Consider the following 20,173-nt stretch of genomic DNA (forward strand, 5'->3'; position numbering starts at 1 on the left):
ACACGCTATCTGGCGGCGTCCACGAACGACCATTGAGGGGAAGATCACGAGTCGTCCAGTAGGTGACTACCGCCACGACGAGCTCGGAGCCGGCCCGTCAGAGATCAACCCAGCCCTGTTGACGTGAAGGTCGGACCGGACAACCTCAAGGAGACGCCCCATCCAGTTTCGACCCCTGGTACCCCAGTGACTGCCGGTGAACTCGTCGTAGTGGATCTCCCGGTCACCTGTTCCCAAGAGCACCTCGGCGAGCAGTGGGTTCTGGCTGTACTTCGCCCGGAGCAGCGTCAGCATGACCGACTCTCGCAACGCGTCCCATCCTGGCCGCTTCGGCGCATCCCGAGCCAGTTTCATCGCGTCGTACGGGCGCGGCGCAGCAGCGATCCTCGCACGCAGGTCGTCGTCCAGGACGGACAGCGCGTGCCAAGCGGTTTCCACGTCCGGGAAATCGGCATCGAACACGTCGAGCCTGCACGGGTAGGAGTTGCGCAGCCCGTGGATCGGTGGAGCCGTCTCCACACCCTGCGGGTACACGGCTTGTGGCACCAGGACCGCTGGACGGACCTCACGATCGCTGGCGCGGTGCTTCCTCCAAGGCCAGCCTGGTTCCGACGCACGCCGGTCCGCAAAGTACACGAGTGCGCGTGCGTGCATTCCCTCGGAGACCTTCGTACCGCCGGGCCCGTCGCCGCCGATCCCAGCGGCAACGGCTTGAACTGGCCAGTCGCGGTAATCCATGTCGCCGAGCATGTAGGTCCGCAGGTGGGCGGGAACGGCCAGATACGCATCGAGCAGCGCCTGGCGGTTCACCTCCGTCTGGTCGTCGAGATACGACCCGAGAGCGGCGAGGCACCGGTCCGTCGAGTCCGGGCGGCCTGCGAGGCCGTCGACCGTGTCCCGCACCTCGCCGATCAGGTCGCCGGCGCTCACCCATGGCTGCGACGACGACATCGTCCAGCCCGCGAGATGGTGGGCAGATGCCTGTGCGCCGTCCTCAAACGTCGTGGCGACCCGACCCGAGCGTACTTTTCGCTCGAACTCGTCGAGGTCCACCAAGTCCCCGCAGTCGACCATCCCGTCCGCGTAGATCACCAGCTCGGTCAGGAAGTACGTCCGGCCGTTCTTGATGAACGCAAGCCGCGTCATGCCCGCGATCTCGTGCCCCTCGACCTGGCGAGACGTCCTCCTACCACCCATGAGACCGAACACTAGGCCGTGTCAGATGAAGCGCGGAGCCAGACGAGTACAGGGGACGAATCTCGGCGCAAGGATCAGGGATCCGACAGGACGCATGTTCGCCCGTCAGTACCAGACATGCAAAAGACCCCCTGGCCTGCGTCTCCGCTGGCCAGAGGGCCTTGCCTTGCTGGTGGGCGATACTGGGATCGAACCAGTGACCTCTTCCGTGTCAGGGAAGCGCGCTACCGCTGCGCCAATCGCCCGAGGTGGGTACGGGATTCGAACCCGTGTGTACGGCTTTGCAGGCCGCTGCCTCGCCTCTCGGCCAACCCACCGTGCTCCCCCACCAAAGCGGGTTCCGAGCGGATGACGGGACTTGAACCCGCGACCCTCACCTTGGCAAGGTGATGCTCTACCACTGAGCTACATCCGCAGTGCCACCATCCTCGACCCCTTCGGGCCAGCGTGGTGACGCTCCGGAAGAGTAGTTCACAAACGGCGTGCCGGTCCAATCGAAAGCCCTGACCGCGGCAGGGTGCCGGACGGTGCCGCCGGCCGTGGCCGCGACACCGCCCGTGCAGGTCAGGAGCAGGCCGTGTCAGTACAGGTGGAGCTTGTAGGTGCTGAGCACCTCGGCGATGGGCTGGAAGAAGGTGATGCCCCGCCCCGGGCACTCGCCGGTTCCCCCGGAGGTGATGCCGAACGCCTTGTTGCCCTTGTAGAGCGGGCCGCCGGAGTCGCCGTGCTCGCCGCAGATGTCGGTCTGGATCAGGTCGTGCACCGTCTGCCCGCCCACGTAGCGCACGGTCACGTCGAGCGCGGTGATGCGCCCGGAGTGCGCCCCGCTCGTGGAACCGTCCCGCGTGACCCCGAGGCCCAGCTTCGGCGTACCCAGACTGAAGCCGCCCGGCCGCTTCGTCCACGCCCGGTCGTACCGGATGAGCGCGTAGTCGTTGTTCGGGTACCAGGACCGTACGGCGGCGCCGATCCGCGGCCCCGTGGAGGATCTGTCGTGCCAGACCTTCCCCTTGGGGCCGCAGTGGCCCGCGGTCACGAAGTAGTACCGCGCGCCGCTGCGCACGTTGAAGCCCAGGCTGCAACGGACCTGGTTGCCGTGCACGGCGTCACCGGGGTAGATCGCGCGCAGCGGCGTGAAGACGCCGTCCGCCCGCTCGAGGTTCAGCGCGCCGATCTTGTCCCCCGCCGCCCGGCGCACGTCGTTGCGCTCGCCGCCGGTGACCGTCTCGTCGGCGGTCACGACCACCTCGCCGGCGGCCTCGTCCGTGTACCAGGCGATGCCCTCGACGTCGGACTCCTCGATGGCGGCGTGCAGCTCGGCGAGCTCGTCCTCCGTGGGATCGTCGGAGGGCCTCGCGTGACCGGGCAGGGCCAGGAGGGGTGTGACGACGAGCCCGAGCAGGGCGGCCAGGACGATCGGACGACGTCGCCCCGCAGGAACGGGACGCACCGGGCTGGAAGAAGCTGACTTCATGGTGACCTCTTGAGGTTCGCGCCGACCACAAGGGGTTATGTTCGGGGGCATGAGTGCGACCGACATCATCCCCGCCCACCTGATCCCGCTGCTCGAGGCACCGAACTACGCGTTCCTCGGCACCATCCGGCCGGACGACACGGTCCAGGTCAACCCGATGTGGTTCGACTTCGACGGCGAGACGCTGCGCTTCACGCACACCACGTACCGCGCCAAGTACCGCAATCTGCAGCACAACTCGTCGATGAGCCTGGCGATCCTCAACAAGGAGAACCCGTTCAACTATCTCGAGGTCCGGGGCAGGCTCACCGAGGTGATCCCCGACCCCACCGGCGAGTTCTACGTGCATCTCGGCAAGCGGTACGGCAACCCCGACCAGCAGGCACCGGCGGACAGCGCCGACCGCGTCATCCTGGTGATGAGCATCGAGCACTACACGACGCAGTAGTCACACGCCGACGAGAAAGGCTGCCGAGCCATTTCTCGTGGCCCACGGCGCCGATTCACCAAGATATTGCGCTTCACTCTCCCGCCAAATTTAACCCGCTCCCCGGACGACGGCGACAGCAGCACGCACCGCACCGGGAGTGCCACGGCCGAGGCCGGGCAACGAGAAAGGCCCCGACCGCCCGGTCGGGGCCTTCTTGGATGGTGGGCGATACTGGGATCGAACCAGTGACCTCTTCCGTGTCAGGGAAGCGCGCTACCGCTGCGCCAATCGCCCGTCGTGCCTGCGAGGTGGGTACGGGATTCGAACCCGTGTGTACGGCTTTGCAGGCCGCTGCCTCGCCTCTCGGCCAACCCACCGTGCTCGGGTTCTGAGGGCCGAAAGCCCACGAGAGCGGTGTTCCGAGCGGATGACGGGACTTGAACCCGCGACCCTCACCTTGGCAAGGTGATGCTCTACCACTGAGCTACATCCGCGAAGCCGGACGTCCTGGGGTTTCCCCCGGCGTTCCGGCGTGATCTGAACATTAATCGACCGGAGGGCGAACCGTCCAATCGCGCGCGCCGCCGTACGGTTGACCCGTGTTCCCCCGTTCGGCCCATCCGCCCGCAAAGCGCACCATTCCACCGGTCACCCACCGTCCCGACGCCACCGCGACCCGGGACGACGTGACCGGGGACACCGGCTGGGCCACCTTCGACGGTCGCGTGGCGACCGGCGCCGTCGAGTGCGTCGACGTGCGGGCCGAACCGGACCGGCTCGCCACGGGCACCTGGTTCGTGGTCGCGGACTTCGAGGGCCCGGCGCGCGCGTGGCGTTTCGCGCGGGTGCGGGACGCCGTCGTCCCGCCGCCGGACGCCCCGGACGACACGTGGTGCGGCCCCGCGCCCGACGCCTGGACCTCGTCGATGGACCAGGCCCGCTACGAGGCCGCCGTCGCCCGGGTGCGCGAGCACGTGCGCGAGGGCGACGTCTACCAGGCCAACATCTGCCGGGTCCTGTCGGCGCCGCTGCCCGCCGGCGCCACCGAGCCCGATGCCTGCGCGCTCGCCGCGCGCCTGGCCGCCGGGAACCCCGCCCCGCACGCCGCGGCCGTCCACGTGCCCGCCGCGACCGGGCTGGACCCCGTGTGGGTGGTCAGCGCCTCCCCCGAGCTCTACCTCTCCGTGCTCCACGACGACGGCGCGACCGTCGTGGAGTCGGGACCCATCAAGGGCACGGCCCGCACCCCGGACGGCCTCACCGAGAAGGACCGTGCCGAGAACGTCATGATCACCGACCTGGTGCGCAACGACCTGCAGACCGTGTGCCGGCCGGGCACGGTCGAGGTCACCGCGCTGCTCGCCGTCGAGGAGCACCCCGGCCTGGTGCACCTGGTCTCCCGCGTGCGCGGCACCCTGCGTGACGACGTCGCCCGCTCCGGCGACCTGTGGCGCCGGCTGCTGGCCGGGACGTTCCCGCCGGGTTCGGTCTCGGGCGCGCCCAAGTCGAGCGCGCTGCGGATCATCGAGGAGCTGGAGCCCGTCCCGCGCGGCCCGTACTGCGGTGCGGTGGGCTGGGTGCACGACGGCGAGGCGTCCCTCGCGGTCGGCATCCGCACCTTCTGGTGGGCCGACGGCGTGCTGCGGTTCGGCACGGGCGCCGGGATCACGTGGGGCTCCGACCCCACAGCCGAGTGGCACGAGACCGAGCTCAAGGCGGAACGGCTGGTCGGGCTGGCGTCGGGCGGGTGAGCCGGGGATCCACCCGCCTCGTGTGCCACAGGCCGGGGCTACCGTGGAGGCGTGGCACCTGTCCCGGGCTCCGGGGTTCCGGAGGTCCTCGCCCCCTACGTCAGCGCCGTCGTGCCGTACGACCTCGACATGGGGGCGCCGGGCGTGCACCGGGGCATGCCCGGCACCGGGCTGACGTTCGAGCTGCCGCTCGGTGAACCGATCGACGTCTCGTGGACGGGGCGCGACGACACCCGGCGTCGGGCCTGGTCGTGCGTGTCCGGCCTGCACACCCGGCCCGCCGCGATCCACCACGACGGGCACCAGCGCGGTATCAGCCTCTCGCTCACGCTGCGCGGCGCCCGCGCGCTGCTCGGTGTACCCGCGGGCGAGCTCGCCGGCGAGCTGACGAGCCTGGCCGAGGTCGCGCCGCACCTCGCGCACCTGCCCGAGATGCTCGCCGACTCCCCGGACGGCGCGACGGTCGTCCGAGCTCTGGTCGAGCGGCTGGCCCGGGCCGGCGAACCCGGCCCACGGGCCGACGTCGGACGGGCGCTGGCCCGCATCGCCGGCGGCAGCCAGGTCCACCGGGTCGCGGCCGAGCAGGGCTGGAGCCGCCGGCACCTGCAGGACCTCGTCCGCGCCGAGTGCGGGCTCACGCCCCGGGACCTGCGCCGCGTCGCCCGCCTTGCGCGCTCCCGCCGCGCGCTCGTGGTCGCGGCCCGCTCGGGCCGCGTCACGCTGGCCGACGTCGCCGCGGCCGCCGGGTACGCCGACCACGCCCACATGACCCGCGAGTGGGTGGCCCTGGGCGGCTGCACGCCGTCCACGTGGCTGCGCGAGGAGCTCCCGTTCGTTCAAGACGTCGCCGACCCGTCCGGGGCATCGTGGGAGACACCTGACCGAGGAGGAGAACGATGAGCACCGGACTGTGGGTGACCCTGACCTACCGCGACGCCGACGCGGCCCTGACCTGGCTCAAGGCCGTCGGCTTCACCGAGACCGCCGTCTACCGGGACGACGCCGACCCCACCGTGGTCCACCACGCCGAGCTGGGCTGGCCGCAGGGCGGCGGCGTCATGCTCGGCACGCACCGGCCACGCCCCCGGTGGCCGGACCAGACCGGGACGGGCTCGGCCTACGCCGTCACGGACGACGTCGACGGCGCCCACGCGGCCGCCCTCGCCGCCGGCGGGACCAGCCTGAGCGAACCTGCCGACCAGGACTACGGCGGGCGGTCCTGCGTGGTCCGCGACCCCGAGGGCAACCTGTGGAGCTTCGGGAGCTACCGCGGCGAGGGCTGATCCCGCTCACCGATGAGTTCCGGCAGCCGCCGCCGTCAGACCGGGCATGGGAATCGTGAAAGCAGACATGGCAGTCTCGCTCGACGGCTACTCCGCCGGGCACGACCAGAGCCTGGAGCACCCGTTCGGCCCGCTGGCAGGCGAACGCCTGCACACCTGGATGTTCGAGCACGGCGACGCGCACCAGGCCGAGGTGGACGCCATCGTGGGCGCCGGCGCGTACATCATGGGGCGCAACATGTTCACCCCGGGCCGCGGCGACTGGGACCCGGACTGGACGGGCTGGTGGGGCGAGAACCCGCCGTACCACGGGCCCGTCTTCGTCCTGACCCACCACGCGCGCGAGCCGATCCCGATGGAGGGCGGCACCACCTTCCACTTCGTCACCGACGGCATCGAGAGCGCGCTCGCCCAGGCACGGGAGGCTGCGGGCGACCGCGACATCTCCATCACGGGCGGTGCCACCACCCTGAACGAGTACCTCGCCGCCGGGCACGTGGACGAGCTGCGCCTGCACGTGGTGCCGTTCACGCTCGGTTCCGGCACCCGCGTGTTCGACGGCGTGCCGCCCATCGAGTTCTCGTCCACCAACGTGCGGCACACGCCCGAGGTCACGCACGTCACCCTGCGCCGGTGACACACTGGGCGCCATGACGGTCATCTGGGCAGAGGGGCGCATGGTCGCGCCCGGTGAGGCCGCGCTCAGCGCGGTCGACCACGGCATCACAGTCGGCGACGGCGTGTTCGAGACCTGCGCGGTGCTCGACGGGCAGGCGTTCGCCCTGACCAGGCACCTCGCGCGCCTGGAACGTTCGGCGGCAGGCATGGGCATGGCGACGCTCGACCTGGGCAAGGTGCGCGACGGCGTCGACGCGGTCCTGTCGGCATCCCCCGACGCCGGCCGCCTGCGCATCACCGTGACCGACGGCATCGGGCCGCTCGGCTCGGGGCGCACGGACGGGCCGCAGACGGTCGTCGTGGCGGCGACGCCCGCCGTCGTCGTGCCGACGGGCCGCGCCGCGCGGGCCCCCTGGACCCGCAACGAGAACAGCGCGGTCGCCGGCCTGAAGACGACGTCGTACGCCGAGAACGTCGTGGCGCTCGCGGACGCGATCAAGAAGGGCGCCGACGAGTCGGTGCTCGCCAACACCCAGGGCGACCTGTGCGAGGGCACGGGGTCCAACGTGTTCGTCGAGATCGACGGCGAGCTGGTCACTCCCCCGCTGTCGGTGGGCTGCCTCGCGGGCATCACGCGCGAGCTGCTGCTGGAGTGGGGCGCCGAGGCGGGCCTGCCGGTCCGCGAGGCGAAGGACGGCGAGCTGCCGTTCTCCGTGCTGGACCGGGTGGCCGCCGGGGAGGCCCGGATGCTGCTGACCGGATCGGTGCGCAACGTGCAGCCGACGGTGTGGCTGGACGGCGTGGACCTGGAGATCGGCGAGCTGTCGGCGGCTGCGCGCGACCTGTTCGAGCGGAACATGCGGGAGCGGATCGACCCCTGAGGCGACCTGGCGATTTGGATTTCGCATCCGCGCTCGAAGCAGGCTAATATCGTCCACGCACGCCCCAAGGGGTGAGCAGCACGGGCGATTGGCGCAGTGGTAGCGCGCTTCGTTCACACCGAAGAGGTCACTGGTTCGAACCCAGTATCGCCCACCGTGTCGAAGGGCCCTCCGGCTCAGCGGAAACGCTGAGCCGGAGGGCTTTTTGCATGCCTCTCAGGTGGGGTGGGTCCAGGTGAGGTCGGGTCTCCGTGTTCGTGCGCGGGCTCGACCAGGTGGCCCGTGTGTCGGGCGTGGTGGGCTTGGTCGGTAAGCAATCGCTCCCCGGTCGCGGGGGGTGTGGCAGCCGATCGTGTAGCGGCTGCGTGGGGTGCGGCCGGGTGCGGGGCCAGGCATGCCCACGGCTGGGGTCCAGCCCGGGATCGTGGTGCCACCTGCGGCCTGGGACGCGTCGGTGGCCGATGCCGCGCCGCGAGGCATCGGCGTGCCGCCCGGCCGGGGCGCGACATCAGGTTGGGCCGCACCACCGGGTCGGCGCGTGGTACCGAGCTCGGGCGCGTCACCTTGCGATCCGCCGTTCGTCCTCCTGCCGCTGGCCCGGACCGGTGTCGGTGGCATGGGTGCCACCGAGACGTGCGTGTGCCCGGTCGGGGTCCTGGTCTCTACCGCGTGGCGTCCGTCGTGCTGGGTGGGTTTCTGTATCCAGCCGGGTGCCTGCTTGGCGTGGTTGCACCGGGCGCACAGGCCTTGCCCGTTGTCCAGGCTCGTCTCACCACCCTCAATGTGGGGGGTGATGTGGTCCAGGTGGCGGATCGGTGCGTCACACCACGCCGTGGCGCAGATGCCCTGCCCCCGGGCGCGTAGCAAGCCCGCCAGGCCTCGGGGGTGGAACCGGGAGGTGGACGTCGCAGCCAGCAGACGACCGGACGGGTCGACGTAGATGCTGCGCAACCACGCCGCGTTCGTGTCGATCGCGTGGGCTGCGAGGTTGCGGGCCACCGGCGCCGGGACCACACCCGCACCCACCGGGACACCCTCGGTGATCACACCAGGCTGGGTGCCACCGGCCAGGAGCGTGTCGTCGGAGACGAGGAGGTTGATCGTCACCGGCACGTCCGCGGCCTGACCGGGTTCACGCCCGGTGACCCGCTCGATCAGAGTGTCGGCCATGATCTGACCGGTCCCCCTCTCGTCCCCACCCGTCTTCGTGGCCTCGGCGTGGTGCTTGAGGTGGGCGTAGGCCTGCACACCCTGCCCCATCGGCACCAGAGCGGTCAGGTAGACCATCAGGTCCGGGGCCGGGCGGATCGAGACCCGCCGCTGCGATACCGCACGAGCGTTGCGGTTCACGCACGCGTGCACATCCAGGCTCGCGGCGAGCTCCTTGATCCGGGCCACCAACCGCCGCGTCCCCATCCGTACCAAAGCATCCAGGTGTGCGGGGCCGCAGACCTGCTCGTCGATCAGAGCACGGTGCTCCACCGACAGGTGCGACGTCTCCCGCACCAACAGGGTGGCCCGCCACTGCGAGAGGATCCCCGTCTGCAACGCCGCGAACGTGTGGGGCATCTGCGTGACCCACACCCGGGACGTGGACACGAACCCGGACCCCGCGTGCGGGGACACCCGTAGCGCGGCACCCACCTGGCACGACACACCACGACCCCGACGCTCCACCCGAACACCCTGCCGGGCCTCCTCAGCCCTGGTGGCCTCGTCCAGGGCGACCACCAGGCGGGCCTGCGTCGCGGTCACCGCAGCCTTCACCGCCTCCAACTCACCCAGCAGATCCACCCACTCGCCCTGGACCTCCCGCGAGACCAGGCCCGACCCGGACGTGTCAGAGGCACCCGGCAGAATCAATCCCGCCAGCGCCTCCCGCACAGCCCGAACATCAGCCACAGCACCGACACCACCAGCCACCCGCCCTCCGGACATCCCCGCACCACCGGGCAGCACACCACCGGGCAGCACCGACCCGACAGGCCCCTCGCCCGCCAGTCCCCGCACCTCACCCGATCGCGTCATACCACCAACCTATCGCACACATGTTCGCACTGCTCGTTGAACCGACCCGCTCTGCCACCAGCAGAAACCGGTCGACGCACCCTCGGAACCCGACAGCCGCCAGCCCCTCGCGGCCCACTCCACCGACCAGGTCAGACCCGAACCGGCCCCCACCACGGTGAACACCACCGGGAGGAACCTGGCTTACTTCGGAGAGACACCCGTCACAAGGCCTTCATGACGACGCGGCCCGCTAGCGTCAGCCGCAGCCACCGACCATCGAGCAGAGGGTTCCGATGAAGGCCGACCACTACGACGAGTTCGCCGCGAGCTACGACGCCGAGAACTCCGGCAGCCTGCTCAACGCCTGGTACGAACGGCCGGCCATGGTCCGCCTGGCGGGCGACGTGCGCGGCCGCAAGGTCCTCGACGCCGGCTGCGGGTCCGGGCCGCTGTCGGCCGCGCTGCGCGACCGCGGCGCCGAGATGTCCGGCCTCGACGGCAGCCCCGCGATGATCGAGCTCGCCCGCCGCCGGCTCGGCGACGACGTGCCGCTGACCGTCGCGGACCTCACGCAGCCCCTGCCCTACGCGGACGGCACCTTCGACGACGTGGTCTCGTCCCTGGTGCTGCACTACTTCGAGGACTGGCACGGGCCGCTGACGGAGCTGCACCGGGTGCTCAAGCCCGGCGGGCGCCTCATTCTCTCGGTCAACCACCCGCTCGTGCGTCCCTTCTTCGCGCCGGAGGAGGACTACTTCGCCGTCCGGGAGTTCTCCGAGGAGTACGAGTTCGCGGGTCAACCCGGGACCCTGACGTACTGGCACCGCCCGCTGCACTCGATGACTGACGAGTTCTCGGCCGCCGGGTTCCGCATCGCGACCGTCGCCGAGCCGCCGCCGGCCCCGGACACACCGGCCGAGCTCCTCACGCCACGCATCGCGAGCGGGGAGCGGACCGCCTTCGTGTCCTTCATCTTCTTCGTCCTCGAGGCCTGCTGAGGCACCGCGCGCCGGGGAACGAGCCGGCCGTCGTCAGCCCTCGCCCCGCCCGCTCCCCCGCGCCGGGTCCAGCGTCGTCGTCCACAGCGAGCGCCCCGCCTGGTCCCGCAGGTCGACGCGGAGCCGGCCGGTGTCCCCCTCGATGTTCACCTCGCCGAAGTGCTGGAAGCCCTCCAGCGGTGAGGTGTTGGCGCGCGGCGGCGCGCTGACGAACGCCTGCCGGGGGCCGAACGTGGGATCCAGCGTGTTCGGCCCGAATGCGCCGGCGTGCAGCGGCCCCGACACGAACTCCCAGAACGGGTCGAACCCCTCGAACGCGGCCCACTGGGGCGAGTAGTGGATCGCGGCGGAGTAGTGCACGTCGGCGGTGAGCCAGACGGTGTTGCGCACGCGGCGGCGCTTGATCTCCTGCAGCACCCACGCGAGCTCCGCCTCCCGGCCGTTCGGCACGCCCGGCAGCCCGTTGGCGACGGCCTCGATCCTGTCGCCGTCGGGCACCACGATGCCGATGGGCATGTCCGAGGCGATGACCTTCCACGTGGCGCGGGAGCGGTCGAGCTCCTCGACGAGCCAGCGGGCCTGGCGGGCGCCGAGGATGCGCTCCGGCGTCGTCCCCGTGGAGTTCGGGTCGCGGTAGCTGCGCATGTCGAGCACGAAGACGTCGAGCAGGGGGCCGTGGGACACCTTGCGGTAGACGCGGCCGTCGACGGCGTCCTGCCGGCGCACCGGCTGCCACTCGTGGAAGGCGCGGAACCCGCGCGCGGCCAGCACGTCGACGCGCCGCTCCGTGTAGCGGTCGTCCTGGAGCACCTCGCCCGGGTACCAGTTGTTCGTGACCTCGTGGTCGTCCCACTGCACGAGCTGGGGCACCTGCGCGGCGAAGCGGCGGACGTTCTCGTCCAGCAGGTTGTAGGCGAACTGGCCGCGGTACTCGGCCAGCGTCTCGGCGACCTTGGACTTCTCCGGCGTGACGACGTTGCGCCAGACGCGGCCGTCGGGCAGCGTCACAGTCTCCTGGAGGGGGCCGTCGGCGTAGACGGTGTCGCCGCTGTGCAGGAAGAAGTCGGGGGTGCGGGCGGCCATCGCGTCGTAGATGGTCATGCCGCCGATGTCCGGGTTGATGCCCCAGCCCTGCCCGACGACGTCGCCCGACCAGACGAACCGCACGTCGCTGCGGTCCCGGGGCACGGTGCGGAACCGGCCGGTCAGCGCCTGGCTGTCGGCCCGGCCGTCCAGGTCCTGCGCCACGACGCGGTAGTGCACCTCCTGCCCGCCGGGCAGGCCGGTCAGGCGTACCTCGCCGGTGCCGTCCGTCTCGGGCGTCAGCAGCGGTCCGCGCACGCGGACCACGCGCCGGAAGTCCGGGTCGCGGGAGATCTCGACGAACATCCGTGCGGGCCGGTCGGCGCGCGTCCACACGACGGCGCCGTCGGCGCGCGGGTCGCCGAGCTGCACGCCGTGCGTGAGCACCGGACGTCCTGACCGGGCGAACGCCGGCGCGGACGGCAGCAGGAGCCCGGCGGCCGCCAGGCCGGTGGCGCCGAGGAGGGTGCGACGGTTCAGCTCAGGTCCCGGGTTCATGCTGCCGTTCTAGTGGCGCTAGGAGACGGCCGGGTGACCGTGCCCCGACACCGCGGTGAACAGGACGCGCAACGAGAGCACCGGGTGAATTCGACGGCAGATCGGTGACCTTGTCAGGATTCCTCACTAATATCCGTTCTGCTGACATCCCAGTAAGTACGACGACGTACTCGACGGAACGCGAGGAGATCTCCATGTCACGTACCGAGGCAAGGTCCCAGGCACGACCCCGCACCGGAAGGCCCAGGCTCCGCGCACTGCTGAACACCGTCGCGGCACTCGGCGTGCTCGCCGTCACCGCGAGCGCCCTCGTTGTCGCCCAGCCGCAGGCCGCCTCGGCCGTACCGGCCACGATCCCGCTGACCATCACCAACGACTCCGGGCGCGGTGACCAGGTCTTCGTGTACGTGCTGGGCGACCCGGGCACCGGCCGGCTGGGCTGGGCCGACGCGTCCGGCACGTTCCACGCCTGGCCCACCGTCGGCGGTACGCCCGTGGACGCCCCCGACGCCTCGATCGCCGGTCCGGCGAACGGCCAGTCGAAGACCATCCAGCTCCCGAAGATGTCGGGGCGCGTGTACTTCTCCTACGGCAGCAAGCTGTCCTTCAAGGTGGTCAACGACGGCCGCCTGGTGCAGCCCGCCGTGCAGAACCCGAGCGACCCCAACCGGAACAAGCTGTTCTCCTGGACCGAGTTCACGCTCAACGACGGCGGCCTGTGGATCAACAGCACCCAGGTCGACTTCCTCTCCGCGCCCTACCAGACCGGCCTGCGCAAGGCCGACGGCACGGTGCTCAGCACCGGCATGCTCAAGCCCGACGGCTACCAGAACGTGGTCAACGCGCTGGAGGCCACGCCAGGCTGGAACAACCTCGAGCAGCGCGCACCGGACGGGTCGCTCCTGCGGGTCCTGGCACCCAGCCACGCCATCGGCACGGGGCAGCTCGACCCCAACGTCCTGTCGTCGTACGTGGACCAGGTGTGGGCCAAGTACACGAACGAGAACCTCACCGTGGCGCCCTACTCCTACGACCCCGCCACGGTGTTCACCGGCCGGGTGGTGAACGGCGTCATGCGCTTCACCAACGCCTCGGGCGCGTACGTGACCGAGTTCCGCAAGCCGTCGAGCGACTCGATCTTCGGCTGCTACAACGACCTGGCGGCCCCCAACAACGACATCGGTGCCATCGCCCGCACCCTGTGCGCGGGCTTCCACCGCTCCACGCTGCTGACCCGCACCACGCAGCCGGGCACCAGCACGTCGGGTTTCTACGAGGCGTCGGTCACCGACTACTACTCCAAGTTCATCCACCAGCAGATGGCCAACGGCAAGGCCTACGGGTTCGCGTTCGACGACGTGCTGGCGCAGGAGTCGCTGGTCCACGACGGCAACCCGACCGCGGCCTACATCCAGCTCGACCCGTTCTCCGGCACGGCCAGCCCGATCGACGGATCGGACGGCGGCGGGGGCGACGGCGGCACCTCGCCGCTGCCGTCGGGCACGGGGCCGGTGCGCGCCGCCAACGGCATGTGCGTCGACGTGCCCTGGGCCGACTCGTTCGACGGCAACCCGCTGCAGATCGTGAACTGCAGCGGCAACGCCGCCCAGACCTGGACCCGGTCGGGCTCCACGCTCGGCGCACTCGGCCGGTGCGCGGACGTGTCGGGCGGCGGCACGGCCGACGGCACCGTCGTGCAGCTCTGGACGTGCAACGGCACGAGGGCGCAGAGCTGGACATACCAGTCCGCCACCCGCGCGCTCGTCAACCCGCAGTCGGGCAAGTGCCTGACCACCGTCGGCGGCACCCCGCAGCACGACGGCCAGCGCCTGGAGATCCGCACCTGCTCGGGCGCGGAGGCGCAGCGCTGGACCTTCTGACACCTCTCGCGCCGACGTCGGCCCGTTGCCTCGAGATCGGTCCCCCGAAGGACCGTTCTCAAGGCAACGGACCGACCTCGCCCGAAGACCTCACCCACTAGCCTGAGCCCATGGACAGCACAGCCGGCGAGCAGCAGGAGCTCCGCCGCTGGAACCTGACCGACGGCGTCGTCGAGCTGCCCGACGGGCGACGGGTCCGGGGCACCGGGCTGCGCCTGCCACGCGGGGACGTGCCCGCCCCGGACTTCGCCGTCTACCTGCGCGGCAAGGACCCCCGGGTCGAGGGCTGGGAGTACCGCTGGGTCCGCTGGCGGGACTTCCGCCTCCCGGACTCGACCGACGACGCCCTCGCCGCCCTGCGCGAGGCCCACACCAGGGCCGCGACCGAGCGCGTCGAGATCGCCTGCGGCGGAGGTGTCGGCCGGACGGGCACGGCGCTCGCGGTCCTGGCGACCCTGAGCGGCGTGGCGCCGACCGACGCGGTGGCGTGGGTCCGCGCCCACTACCGCCGGCGCGCGGTGGAGACCCGGGGGCAGCGGCGGTGGGTCGAGCAGACCGGGACCGCCGTCCGCCCCCGTGACCGGTAGGCGTCAGCCGCGGGCCAGGAGCTCCAGCGTGTCGATCACGCGGTTCGAGAAGCCCCACTCGTTGTCGTACCAGGCCACGACCTTGACGTGCCGGCCCTCGACCCGGACCAGGGCCGCGTCGAAGATGGCCGACGCCGCCTCGCCCGTGATGTCGCTGGAGACCAGCGGCTCGTCGGAGTAGTCGAGGATGCCGGCCAGCGGACCGTCGGCGGCGGCGCGGTACGCGGCGAGCACCTCGTCGCGGGTGACCTCGCGGGCGACCGTGGTGTTCAGCTCCACGAGAGAGCCGACCGGCACGGGCACGCGGATCGAGTCGCCCGACAGCTTGCCGTCCAGGCCCGGGAGCACCAGCCCGATCGCCTTGGCCGCGCCGGTGGTGGTGGGCGCGATGTTGACGGCGGCGGCGCGGGCACGACGCCAGTCGCGGTGCGGCCCGTCCTGGAGGTTCTGCTCCTGGGTGTAGGCGTGCACGGTGGTCATGAAGCCGTGCTCGATGCCCGCCAGGTCGTCCAGCACGGAGGCGAGCGGCGCCAGGGCGTTGGTGGTGCACGACGCGTTCGACACGATCGTGTGCGCTGCCGGGTCGTAGGCGTCGGTGTTCACACCGTAGGCGAGCGTGACGTCGGCGCCGGCCGACGGGGCGCTGACCAGCACCTTCCGGGCCCCGGCGTCGAGGTGGGCACGGGCGGCGTCGGCGGCGGTGAACCGGCCGGTGGACTCCAGCACGATGTCGACGCCGAGCTCCGCCCACGGCAGCTTGCCCGGCTCGCGCTCGGCGAGCACCGTGATGCGGCGGCCGTCGACGACGAGCTCGTCGCCGTCGACCTCGACGGGACGGCCGAGCCGGCCGAGCGAGCTGTCGTACTTGAGCAGGTGCGCGAGGGCGTCGGGGGCGGTGAGGTCGTTGACGGCGACCACCTCGAGCGTGCTGTCACGCTCCAGCAGGGCGCGCAGGGAGTTGCGGCCGATGCGACCGAAGCCGTTGATGGCGATGCGGGTCATGGGTGTCGTTTCCTTTCGTCGCACCCATGCTCCGTCGCGCGCGGGCGGCCCGAAAGCGGCTCGATCGCCCCGGTGCGCAAGGATCCCGCCAGACACTTCGCCACCACCCGCAAGGATCCCGCCACCCCCCGTGCCGGCCGCTCACGCCGAGAAGGTGTGCCGGTACTCCGTGGGCGATGTGCCCAGGATCCGGTGGAAGTGCAGGCGCAGGTTCGCCGCGGTGCCGAGCCCCACCCGGTGCGCGATCTGCTCCACGCCCAGGTCGCTGCGTTCCAGCAGCTCCCGGGCCAGGTCCACGCGCGCCCGCAGCACCCACTGCATCGGCGTGTAGCCGGTGTCCTGGACGAACCGCCGCGAGAACGTGCGCGCCGAGACCCGGGCGTTGGCGGCGAGCGTCTCCAGCGTCAGCGGTTCGGCCAGGTGCTCCAGCGCCCACGCGCGCGTCTCGGCGAACAGGTCGCCGAGCGGTTCGGGCACGCTGCGGGGCACGTACTGCGCCTGTCCCCCGCTGCGGTACGGCGCTGCCACCAGCCGCCGGGCCACGTGGTTGGACAGCCCCACGCCGTGGTCACGCCGCACCAGGTGCAGGCACAGGTCGATCCCCGAGGCGGCACCCGCCGAGGTCAGCACGCCGCCCTCGTCCACGAACAGCACGTTCTCGTCGACCTGCACGCGCGGGTACCGCTCGCGCAGCGCCCGGGTGTAGTGCCAGTGGGTGGTGGCACGCCGGCCGTCCAGCAGCCCGGTCGCCGCGAGCGCGAACGCGCCGGTCGAGATCGCCGCCAGCCGCGCCCCGCGCGCGTGCGCGGCGCGGAGCGCGTCGACGACCACGGCCGGCGGGTCGGCGTCCGCGGGCGTGCGGTACCCGGGGACGAAGACGGTGTCGGCGCGCTCCAGCGCGGCCAGCCCCTCGGCGACGTGGTACGAGAGGCCGTCGCCGCCGGTCACCAGGCCCGGCGCCGCCCCGCACACGCGCACCTCGTAGGGCATGCTCGGCCGGTTGGAGAACACCTGCGCGGGGATGCCGACGTCGAGCGGCTTGGCGCCCTCCAGCACGAGCACCGCGATCTGGTGGTTCTTGCGCGGGACAGCACTCACGCGAGCGATCCTAGGCGGGGCGCCGGCTACCGGCCCAGCAGCTCCTCGCTGAGGGTCCACAGCCGCCGCGCCGACCCCGGGTCGATCGCGTGCGGCACCACCGTGGCGGGCGGGTTCTGCTCCGTGGCGAAGTCGATGTCCTGGGGCTCGGGGTCCAGGGGCGAGACGTCGTTGTCCTTGAGGTAGACGCCGCCGATCCCGGCCAGCAGCGGGCTCGTGGCCGCGAACACGCTCGTGCTCGCCCCCTGCTGGACCGTCTTCTTCTCGTTGTCCGGGTCGACGACGGGTTCGCCTGCCTCGTCGACCAGCCCCATGGCCCGCCGGGCGTCGTGGTCCAGCCACGGGGTGCGCTGCTCGCCCTCGGCGAGCCACGGGCCCAGGTTGGTGGTCATGACGATGCCGGGGTGCACCGCGTACCCGCGGATCCCGTCGGCGGCCCAGCGCCGGTCGAGCTCGACCGCGAAGAGCACGTTCGCGGTCTTGGACTGGCCGTAGGCGAGCATGCCCATCTCGTCGTAGCCCGCCGTGAAGTGCGGGTCGTCCCACCGGATGCCGGACAAGCGGTGCCCGCCCGAGGTCAGGTTGACCACCCGGGCGCCGTGCGCGGCGCGCAGCGCGGGCAGCAGGCCGAGGGTGAGCTGGAAGTGCCCCAGGTGGTTCGTCGCGAACTGGGACTCGTAGCCGCGTGCGTCGCGCACCAGCGGCCCCGCCATGATGCCCGCGTTGTTGATCAGCACGTGCAGCGGCCGGCCGGAGCCCAGGTACCAGGCGGCGAACGCGTCGACCGACGCCGGGTCCATGAGGTCCAGCCTCCCGGTGTCGACGCGCGGGATGCCGGCGAGCTGCTCGGCGGCCCGCTCGGGGTTGCGCGCCGCGACGGTGACGGAGGCCCCGGCGGCGGCGAGCGCCCGGGTGGTCTCGCGTCCGATGCCGTTGTGCCCGCCGGTGACGACGACGTTCGTGCCGGTCAGGTCGATCCCGGCCAGCACGTCGTCGGCCGTGGAGGCCGGGGTGAAGCCGGTGCCGAGGGGGTGCTGCTGGTGTGTTGTCTGCATGGTCACCACCCTGCCTGCGCGCAGGCGGACTCTGAATACTTGTCAGTGCGTATTTCTTGCGCGAGAGTACGGAGGTGATCGAGGACCAGCTCTCCGCCGTGTTCGACCTCGTCGAGGTGCGCGGCGTCGTGTCGGGCGGGTTCGCCGTGCACGGGCCGTGGGTCTCGCGCGCCGAGATCGAGGGCATCAAGTTCTTCGCGGTGGTCAGCGGTCGCGCCCGCCTGAGCACCGACGGCGCCGGACCCGTCGCGCTGGGGCCCGGCGACGTCGCCGTCCTGAACGGGCGGACGTGGCTGCGGGCCGAGGGCGGCACGGGTGACGGGCCGCCCCGCGAGGTCGTGCCGGACGCCGACTTCGCCACCCTCCCGCCGCCGGGGTCCGCGGGCGCCGCGCGCGACGTCGTCATCGGCGGCCATGTCGACCTCGACCCCGCCGGGCACGCGCTGCTGAGCCAGGCGCTCCCGCCGCTGGCCCACGTGCGCGGGTCCGGTGTGGCCGCGACCAACCTGCGCGGCACCCTGCACCGGCTGTACGTCGAGGTGACCGGGGACCGGGTCGGCACGGCCTTCGCCGTCCGGCAGCACGGGCAGCTCCTGCTGCTGGAGGTGCTGCGGGCCTACATCGAGCAGACGGCGGACGAGGCCGCGGGTGACCCGGCCGGACCGCCCGCGGGCTGGCTGCGGCTGCTGGCGGACGACCGGCTGCGCCCCGCCGTCGGCCTCATGCACGCCGACCCGGCCCGGGCGTGGGGCCTGACGGAGCTGTCCCGCGCCGCCGCGATGTCGCGGACGTCGTTCGCGCAGCGGTTCCGCGCCGTGGCGGGGATCCCGCCCGTCGCGTACCTGAACCGGTGGCGCATGCTGCTCGCCCGGCGCGCCCTGCGGCACCAGGACGTCCGCGTCGGCGCACTGGCTGCCGAGCTCGGCTACGCGTCGGAGAGCGCGTTCAGCACCGCGTTCAAGCGGGAGGTGGGTGTGTCCCCGCTGCGGTACCGCACCCGGGTCCGGGCGTGATCCCGCCAGGGGTGGTGCAACGTTGACTCAAGCGCGGGTCCGTCACTACCGTGGCCGCCGAGATCAGTGTCGATCAGATCAGTGCCGATCAGAGAGGTACCACCCATGGTCGTACGACGTTTCCTCCGGCCCGCGCTCACCGTCCTGGCGCTCGCCGCGCTCACCCTGACCGCCGCGGTCGTCCCGGCCACGGCCACAGGGACCGCCGCGCCACCACCCGGCGGGGCGGTGAACGGCACCCGGCTGATGGACGGGGCGGCCCTCTACCCGCGCGCGATCCGGCTGGAGCACTCGGGCGCGGCCGACGGCACGATCATCGCGAGCGTGGTCACGTTCGAGGGCGACGTGGGCCACGGCGCGATCTTCGCCAGCACCGACGACGGCCGCACCTTCGACCGGGTCGGCACCGTCTCCGACCCCGGCGCGGCGCAGGGCCTGTGCTGCTCGACCCTGTTCGAGCTGCCGCGCCAGGTGGGCGACCTCCCGGCGGGCACGCTGCTGTGGTCGGCGTCCGTGGGCCAGCAGCAGGACGAGGCCACCCGCCGCATGACGCTGCCGGTCTGGGCCAGCCGCGACCAGGGCCGCACCTGGGAGCACGTCTCGACGGCCGCGACGGCCGCAGGGACGAAGGGCCTGTGGGAGCCGGAGTTCGCCGTGACCCCGGACGGCGACCTGGTGCTGTACGTCTCCGACGAGAACCAGCAGCCCACGCACAGCCAGACGCTCGTGCAGACCATCTCGGCCGACGGGCGCACCTGGGGGCCGCTGGAGAACGTGGTGGCCGCCGCCGACCCCGCGCTGCGGCCCGGGATGCCGGTCGTGCGCACCCTGCCGAACGGCACGTACCTCATGAGCTACGAGATCTGCGGCCCGGGGCAGGACTGCCGCCACTACGTACGGCGCTCCCCGGACGGCACGAGCTGGGGCGACCCGGCCCAGCTCGGCCACCGGGTGGCCACCGCCGACGGCACCCACTTCCGGCACGCCCCGACCGTGAGCTGGTACGACGACGGCACGCCCGACGGGCGGCTGCTCGCCGTCGGCCAGATGCTCTACGGGGCGGGCGGCGCGGTGCTGCCCGGCAACGGTTCCACGATCATGACGAACGAGGCCGCGCCCGAGTCACCGTGGACGACGGCCGCCGCGCCGGTCGCGATCCTCGACCCGTGGAACAACTACTGCCCCAACTACAGCTCCAGCCTGCTGCCGCTGCCCGAGCGTGACGAGGTGCTGGAGCTGGCGACCGGCTACGAGTCCGAGGGCGGCGCCTGCACCACGTACTTCGCGGTCGCCGGCCTGCCGGACTGACGACGGG

The 20,173-nt window shown here is 71.9% G+C and carries 18 protein-coding genes and 7 tRNA genes; 12 read left to right on the forward strand and 13 right to left on the reverse strand.

Translation table 11 applies throughout. From position 1 onward, the window contains the following. Positions 1 to 66: 66 nt before the first annotated feature. The 5 genes from ACIG47_RS08645 to ACIG47_RS08665 all read right to left on the reverse strand — a co-directional run bounded on the left by ACIG47_RS08645 (position 67) and on the right by ACIG47_RS08665 (position 2,671). The gene (locus ACIG47_RS08645) at positions 67 to 1,146 is read right to left on the reverse strand and encodes an NADAR family protein (protein WP_397430458.1); all 1,080 of its coding nucleotides are present in this window, start codon (positions 1,144 to 1,146) and stop codon (positions 67 to 69) included. Between the two features lie 221 nt (positions 1,147 to 1,367). Further along, positions 1,368 to 1,442, reverse strand: a tRNA-Val gene (locus ACIG47_RS08650). Between the two features lies 1 nt (position 1,443). Then, a tRNA-Cys gene (locus ACIG47_RS08655) sits at positions 1,444 to 1,514 on the reverse strand. Between the two features lie 26 nt (positions 1,515 to 1,540). Continuing rightward, positions 1,541 to 1,612: transfer RNA gene (locus ACIG47_RS08660), tRNA-Gly, on the reverse strand. A 165-nt stretch (positions 1,613 to 1,777) separates the two neighbouring features. Then, a complete protein-coding gene (locus tag ACIG47_RS08665; RefSeq protein WP_397430459.1) occupies positions 1,778 to 2,671 on the reverse strand; it encodes a S1 family peptidase in 894 nt (297 codons plus the stop codon). A 49-nt stretch (positions 2,672 to 2,720) separates the two neighbouring features. Between ACIG47_RS08665 and ACIG47_RS08670 the strand changes: the two genes are divergently transcribed. Continuing rightward, the gene (locus ACIG47_RS08670) at positions 2,721 to 3,119 is read left to right on the forward strand and encodes a PPOX class F420-dependent oxidoreductase (RefSeq protein ID WP_397413570.1); all 399 of its coding nucleotides are present in this window, start codon (positions 2,721 to 2,723) and stop codon (positions 3,117 to 3,119) included. Between the two features lie 201 nt (positions 3,120 to 3,320). Here ACIG47_RS08670 and ACIG47_RS08675 read toward each other — a convergent pair. From ACIG47_RS08675 to ACIG47_RS08685, 3 genes are all read right to left on the reverse strand, one after another. Beyond that, positions 3,321 to 3,395 (reverse strand) — tRNA-Val (locus ACIG47_RS08675). Positions 3,396 to 3,407: 12 nt separating this feature from the next. Beyond that, positions 3,408 to 3,478: transfer RNA gene (locus tag ACIG47_RS08680), tRNA-Cys, on the reverse strand. 45 nt (positions 3,479 to 3,523) lie between these two features. After that, a tRNA-Gly gene (locus tag ACIG47_RS08685) sits at positions 3,524 to 3,595 on the reverse strand. A 192-nt stretch (positions 3,596 to 3,787) separates the two neighbouring features. Here ACIG47_RS08685 and ACIG47_RS08690 point away from each other — a divergent pair. The 6 genes from ACIG47_RS08690 (at position 3,788) to ACIG47_RS08715 (ending at position 7,788) form a co-directional block, all read left to right on the forward strand. After that, positions 3,788 to 4,852 (forward strand): chorismate-binding protein, encoded by a 1,065-nt coding sequence (locus ACIG47_RS08690; RefSeq protein ID WP_397430665.1) that lies wholly within the window; start codon positions 3,788 to 3,790, stop codon positions 4,850 to 4,852. A gap of 51 nt (positions 4,853 to 4,903) precedes the next feature. Then, positions 4,904 to 5,752: a helix-turn-helix domain-containing protein gene (locus ACIG47_RS08695; protein WP_397430460.1), complete on the forward strand. Its 849-nt coding sequence runs from the start codon at positions 4,904 to 4,906 to the stop codon at positions 5,750 to 5,752. Beyond that, positions 5,749 to 6,135 carry a VOC family protein gene (locus tag ACIG47_RS08700; RefSeq protein WP_397430461.1) on the forward strand — a complete coding sequence of 129 codons (387 nt, stop codon included), beginning with the start codon at positions 5,749 to 5,751 and terminating at the stop codon, positions 6,133 to 6,135. Before ACIG47_RS08695 ends, ACIG47_RS08700 begins: the two co-directional genes overlap by 4 nt. Before the next feature lie 46 nt (positions 6,136 to 6,181). Beyond that, the gene (locus tag ACIG47_RS08705) at positions 6,182 to 6,772 is read left to right on the forward strand and encodes a dihydrofolate reductase family protein (protein WP_397430462.1); all 591 of its coding nucleotides are present in this window, start codon (positions 6,182 to 6,184) and stop codon (positions 6,770 to 6,772) included. A gap of 13 nt (positions 6,773 to 6,785) precedes the next feature. After that, positions 6,786 to 7,634 (forward strand): aminotransferase class IV, encoded by an 849-nt coding sequence (locus tag ACIG47_RS08710; RefSeq protein WP_397413576.1) that lies wholly within the window; start codon positions 6,786 to 6,788, stop codon positions 7,632 to 7,634. Positions 7,635 to 7,716: 82 nt separating this feature from the next. Continuing rightward, positions 7,717 to 7,788, forward strand: a tRNA-Val gene (locus ACIG47_RS08715). Positions 7,789 to 7,850: 62 nt separating this feature from the next. Here the strand turns inward: ACIG47_RS08715 and ACIG47_RS08720 are convergent. After that, the gene (locus tag ACIG47_RS08720) at positions 7,851 to 9,572 is read right to left on the reverse strand and encodes a DUF222 domain-containing protein (RefSeq protein WP_397430666.1); all 1,722 of its coding nucleotides are present in this window, start codon (positions 9,570 to 9,572) and stop codon (positions 7,851 to 7,853) included. A 365-nt stretch (positions 9,573 to 9,937) separates the two neighbouring features. On the opposite strand from ACIG47_RS08720, the gene ACIG47_RS08725 reads away from it, so the two are divergent. After that, positions 9,938 to 10,642 carry a class I SAM-dependent methyltransferase gene (locus ACIG47_RS08725; protein WP_397430463.1) on the forward strand — a complete coding sequence of 235 codons (705 nt, stop codon included), beginning with the start codon at positions 9,938 to 9,940 and terminating at the stop codon, positions 10,640 to 10,642. Positions 10,643 to 10,675: 33 nt separating this feature from the next. On the opposite strand, the gene ACIG47_RS08730 is transcribed toward ACIG47_RS08725, so the two are convergent. Further along, positions 10,676 to 12,223 (reverse strand): alkaline phosphatase D family protein, encoded by a 1,548-nt coding sequence (locus ACIG47_RS08730; RefSeq protein WP_397430464.1) that lies wholly within the window; start codon positions 12,221 to 12,223, stop codon positions 10,676 to 10,678. A 194-nt stretch (positions 12,224 to 12,417) separates the two neighbouring features. On the opposite strand from ACIG47_RS08730, the gene ACIG47_RS08735 reads away from it, so the two are divergent. Together ACIG47_RS08735 and ACIG47_RS08740 are read left to right on the forward strand one after the other, a co-directional pair. Next, on the forward strand, positions 12,418 to 14,103 hold the full coding sequence (locus tag ACIG47_RS08735) for a beta-1,3-glucanase family protein (RefSeq protein ID WP_397430465.1): 1,686 nt from the start codon (positions 12,418 to 12,420) through the stop codon (positions 14,101 to 14,103). Positions 14,104 to 14,213: 110 nt separating this feature from the next. After that, positions 14,214 to 14,690 carry a protein-tyrosine phosphatase family protein gene (locus ACIG47_RS08740; RefSeq protein ID WP_397430466.1) on the forward strand — a complete coding sequence of 159 codons (477 nt, stop codon included), beginning with the start codon at positions 14,214 to 14,216 and terminating at the stop codon, positions 14,688 to 14,690. 3 nt (positions 14,691 to 14,693) lie between these two features. Here ACIG47_RS08740 and gap read toward each other — a convergent pair whose 3' ends face one another. The 3 genes from gap to ACIG47_RS08755 form a co-directional block, all read right to left on the reverse strand. Further along, entirely contained in the window at positions 14,694 to 15,692 is a 999-nt protein-coding gene (gap, locus tag ACIG47_RS08745) for a type I glyceraldehyde-3-phosphate dehydrogenase (RefSeq protein WP_397430467.1), read from the reverse strand. A gap of 141 nt (positions 15,693 to 15,833) precedes the next feature. Further along, positions 15,834 to 16,790 (reverse strand): GlxA family transcriptional regulator, encoded by a 957-nt coding sequence (locus ACIG47_RS08750; RefSeq protein WP_397430468.1) that lies wholly within the window; start codon positions 16,788 to 16,790, stop codon positions 15,834 to 15,836. 26 nt (positions 16,791 to 16,816) lie between these two features. Continuing rightward, positions 16,817 to 17,845, reverse strand: a complete 1,029-nt coding sequence (locus ACIG47_RS08755; protein WP_397430470.1) for an SDR family NAD(P)-dependent oxidoreductase — start codon at positions 17,843 to 17,845, stop codon at positions 16,817 to 16,819. Between the two features lie 74 nt (positions 17,846 to 17,919). On the opposite strand from ACIG47_RS08755, the gene ACIG47_RS08760 reads away from it, so the two are divergent. Together ACIG47_RS08760 and ACIG47_RS08765 are read left to right on the forward strand one after the other, a co-directional pair. Beyond that, positions 17,920 to 18,858: an AraC family transcriptional regulator gene (locus tag ACIG47_RS08760; RefSeq protein ID WP_397430471.1), complete on the forward strand. Its 939-nt coding sequence runs from the start codon at positions 17,920 to 17,922 to the stop codon at positions 18,856 to 18,858. A gap of 105 nt (positions 18,859 to 18,963) precedes the next feature. After that, a complete protein-coding gene (locus ACIG47_RS08765; RefSeq protein ID WP_397430472.1) occupies positions 18,964 to 20,166 on the forward strand; it encodes a sialidase family protein in 1,203 nt (400 codons plus the stop codon). Positions 20,167 to 20,173: the final 7 nt, after the last annotated feature.

Origin of the sequence: Promicromonospora sp. NPDC052451 (genome assembly GCF_044547525.1) — a bacterium.
Taxonomy (GTDB): domain Bacteria; phylum Actinomycetota; class Actinomycetes; order Actinomycetales; family Cellulomonadaceae; genus Promicromonospora.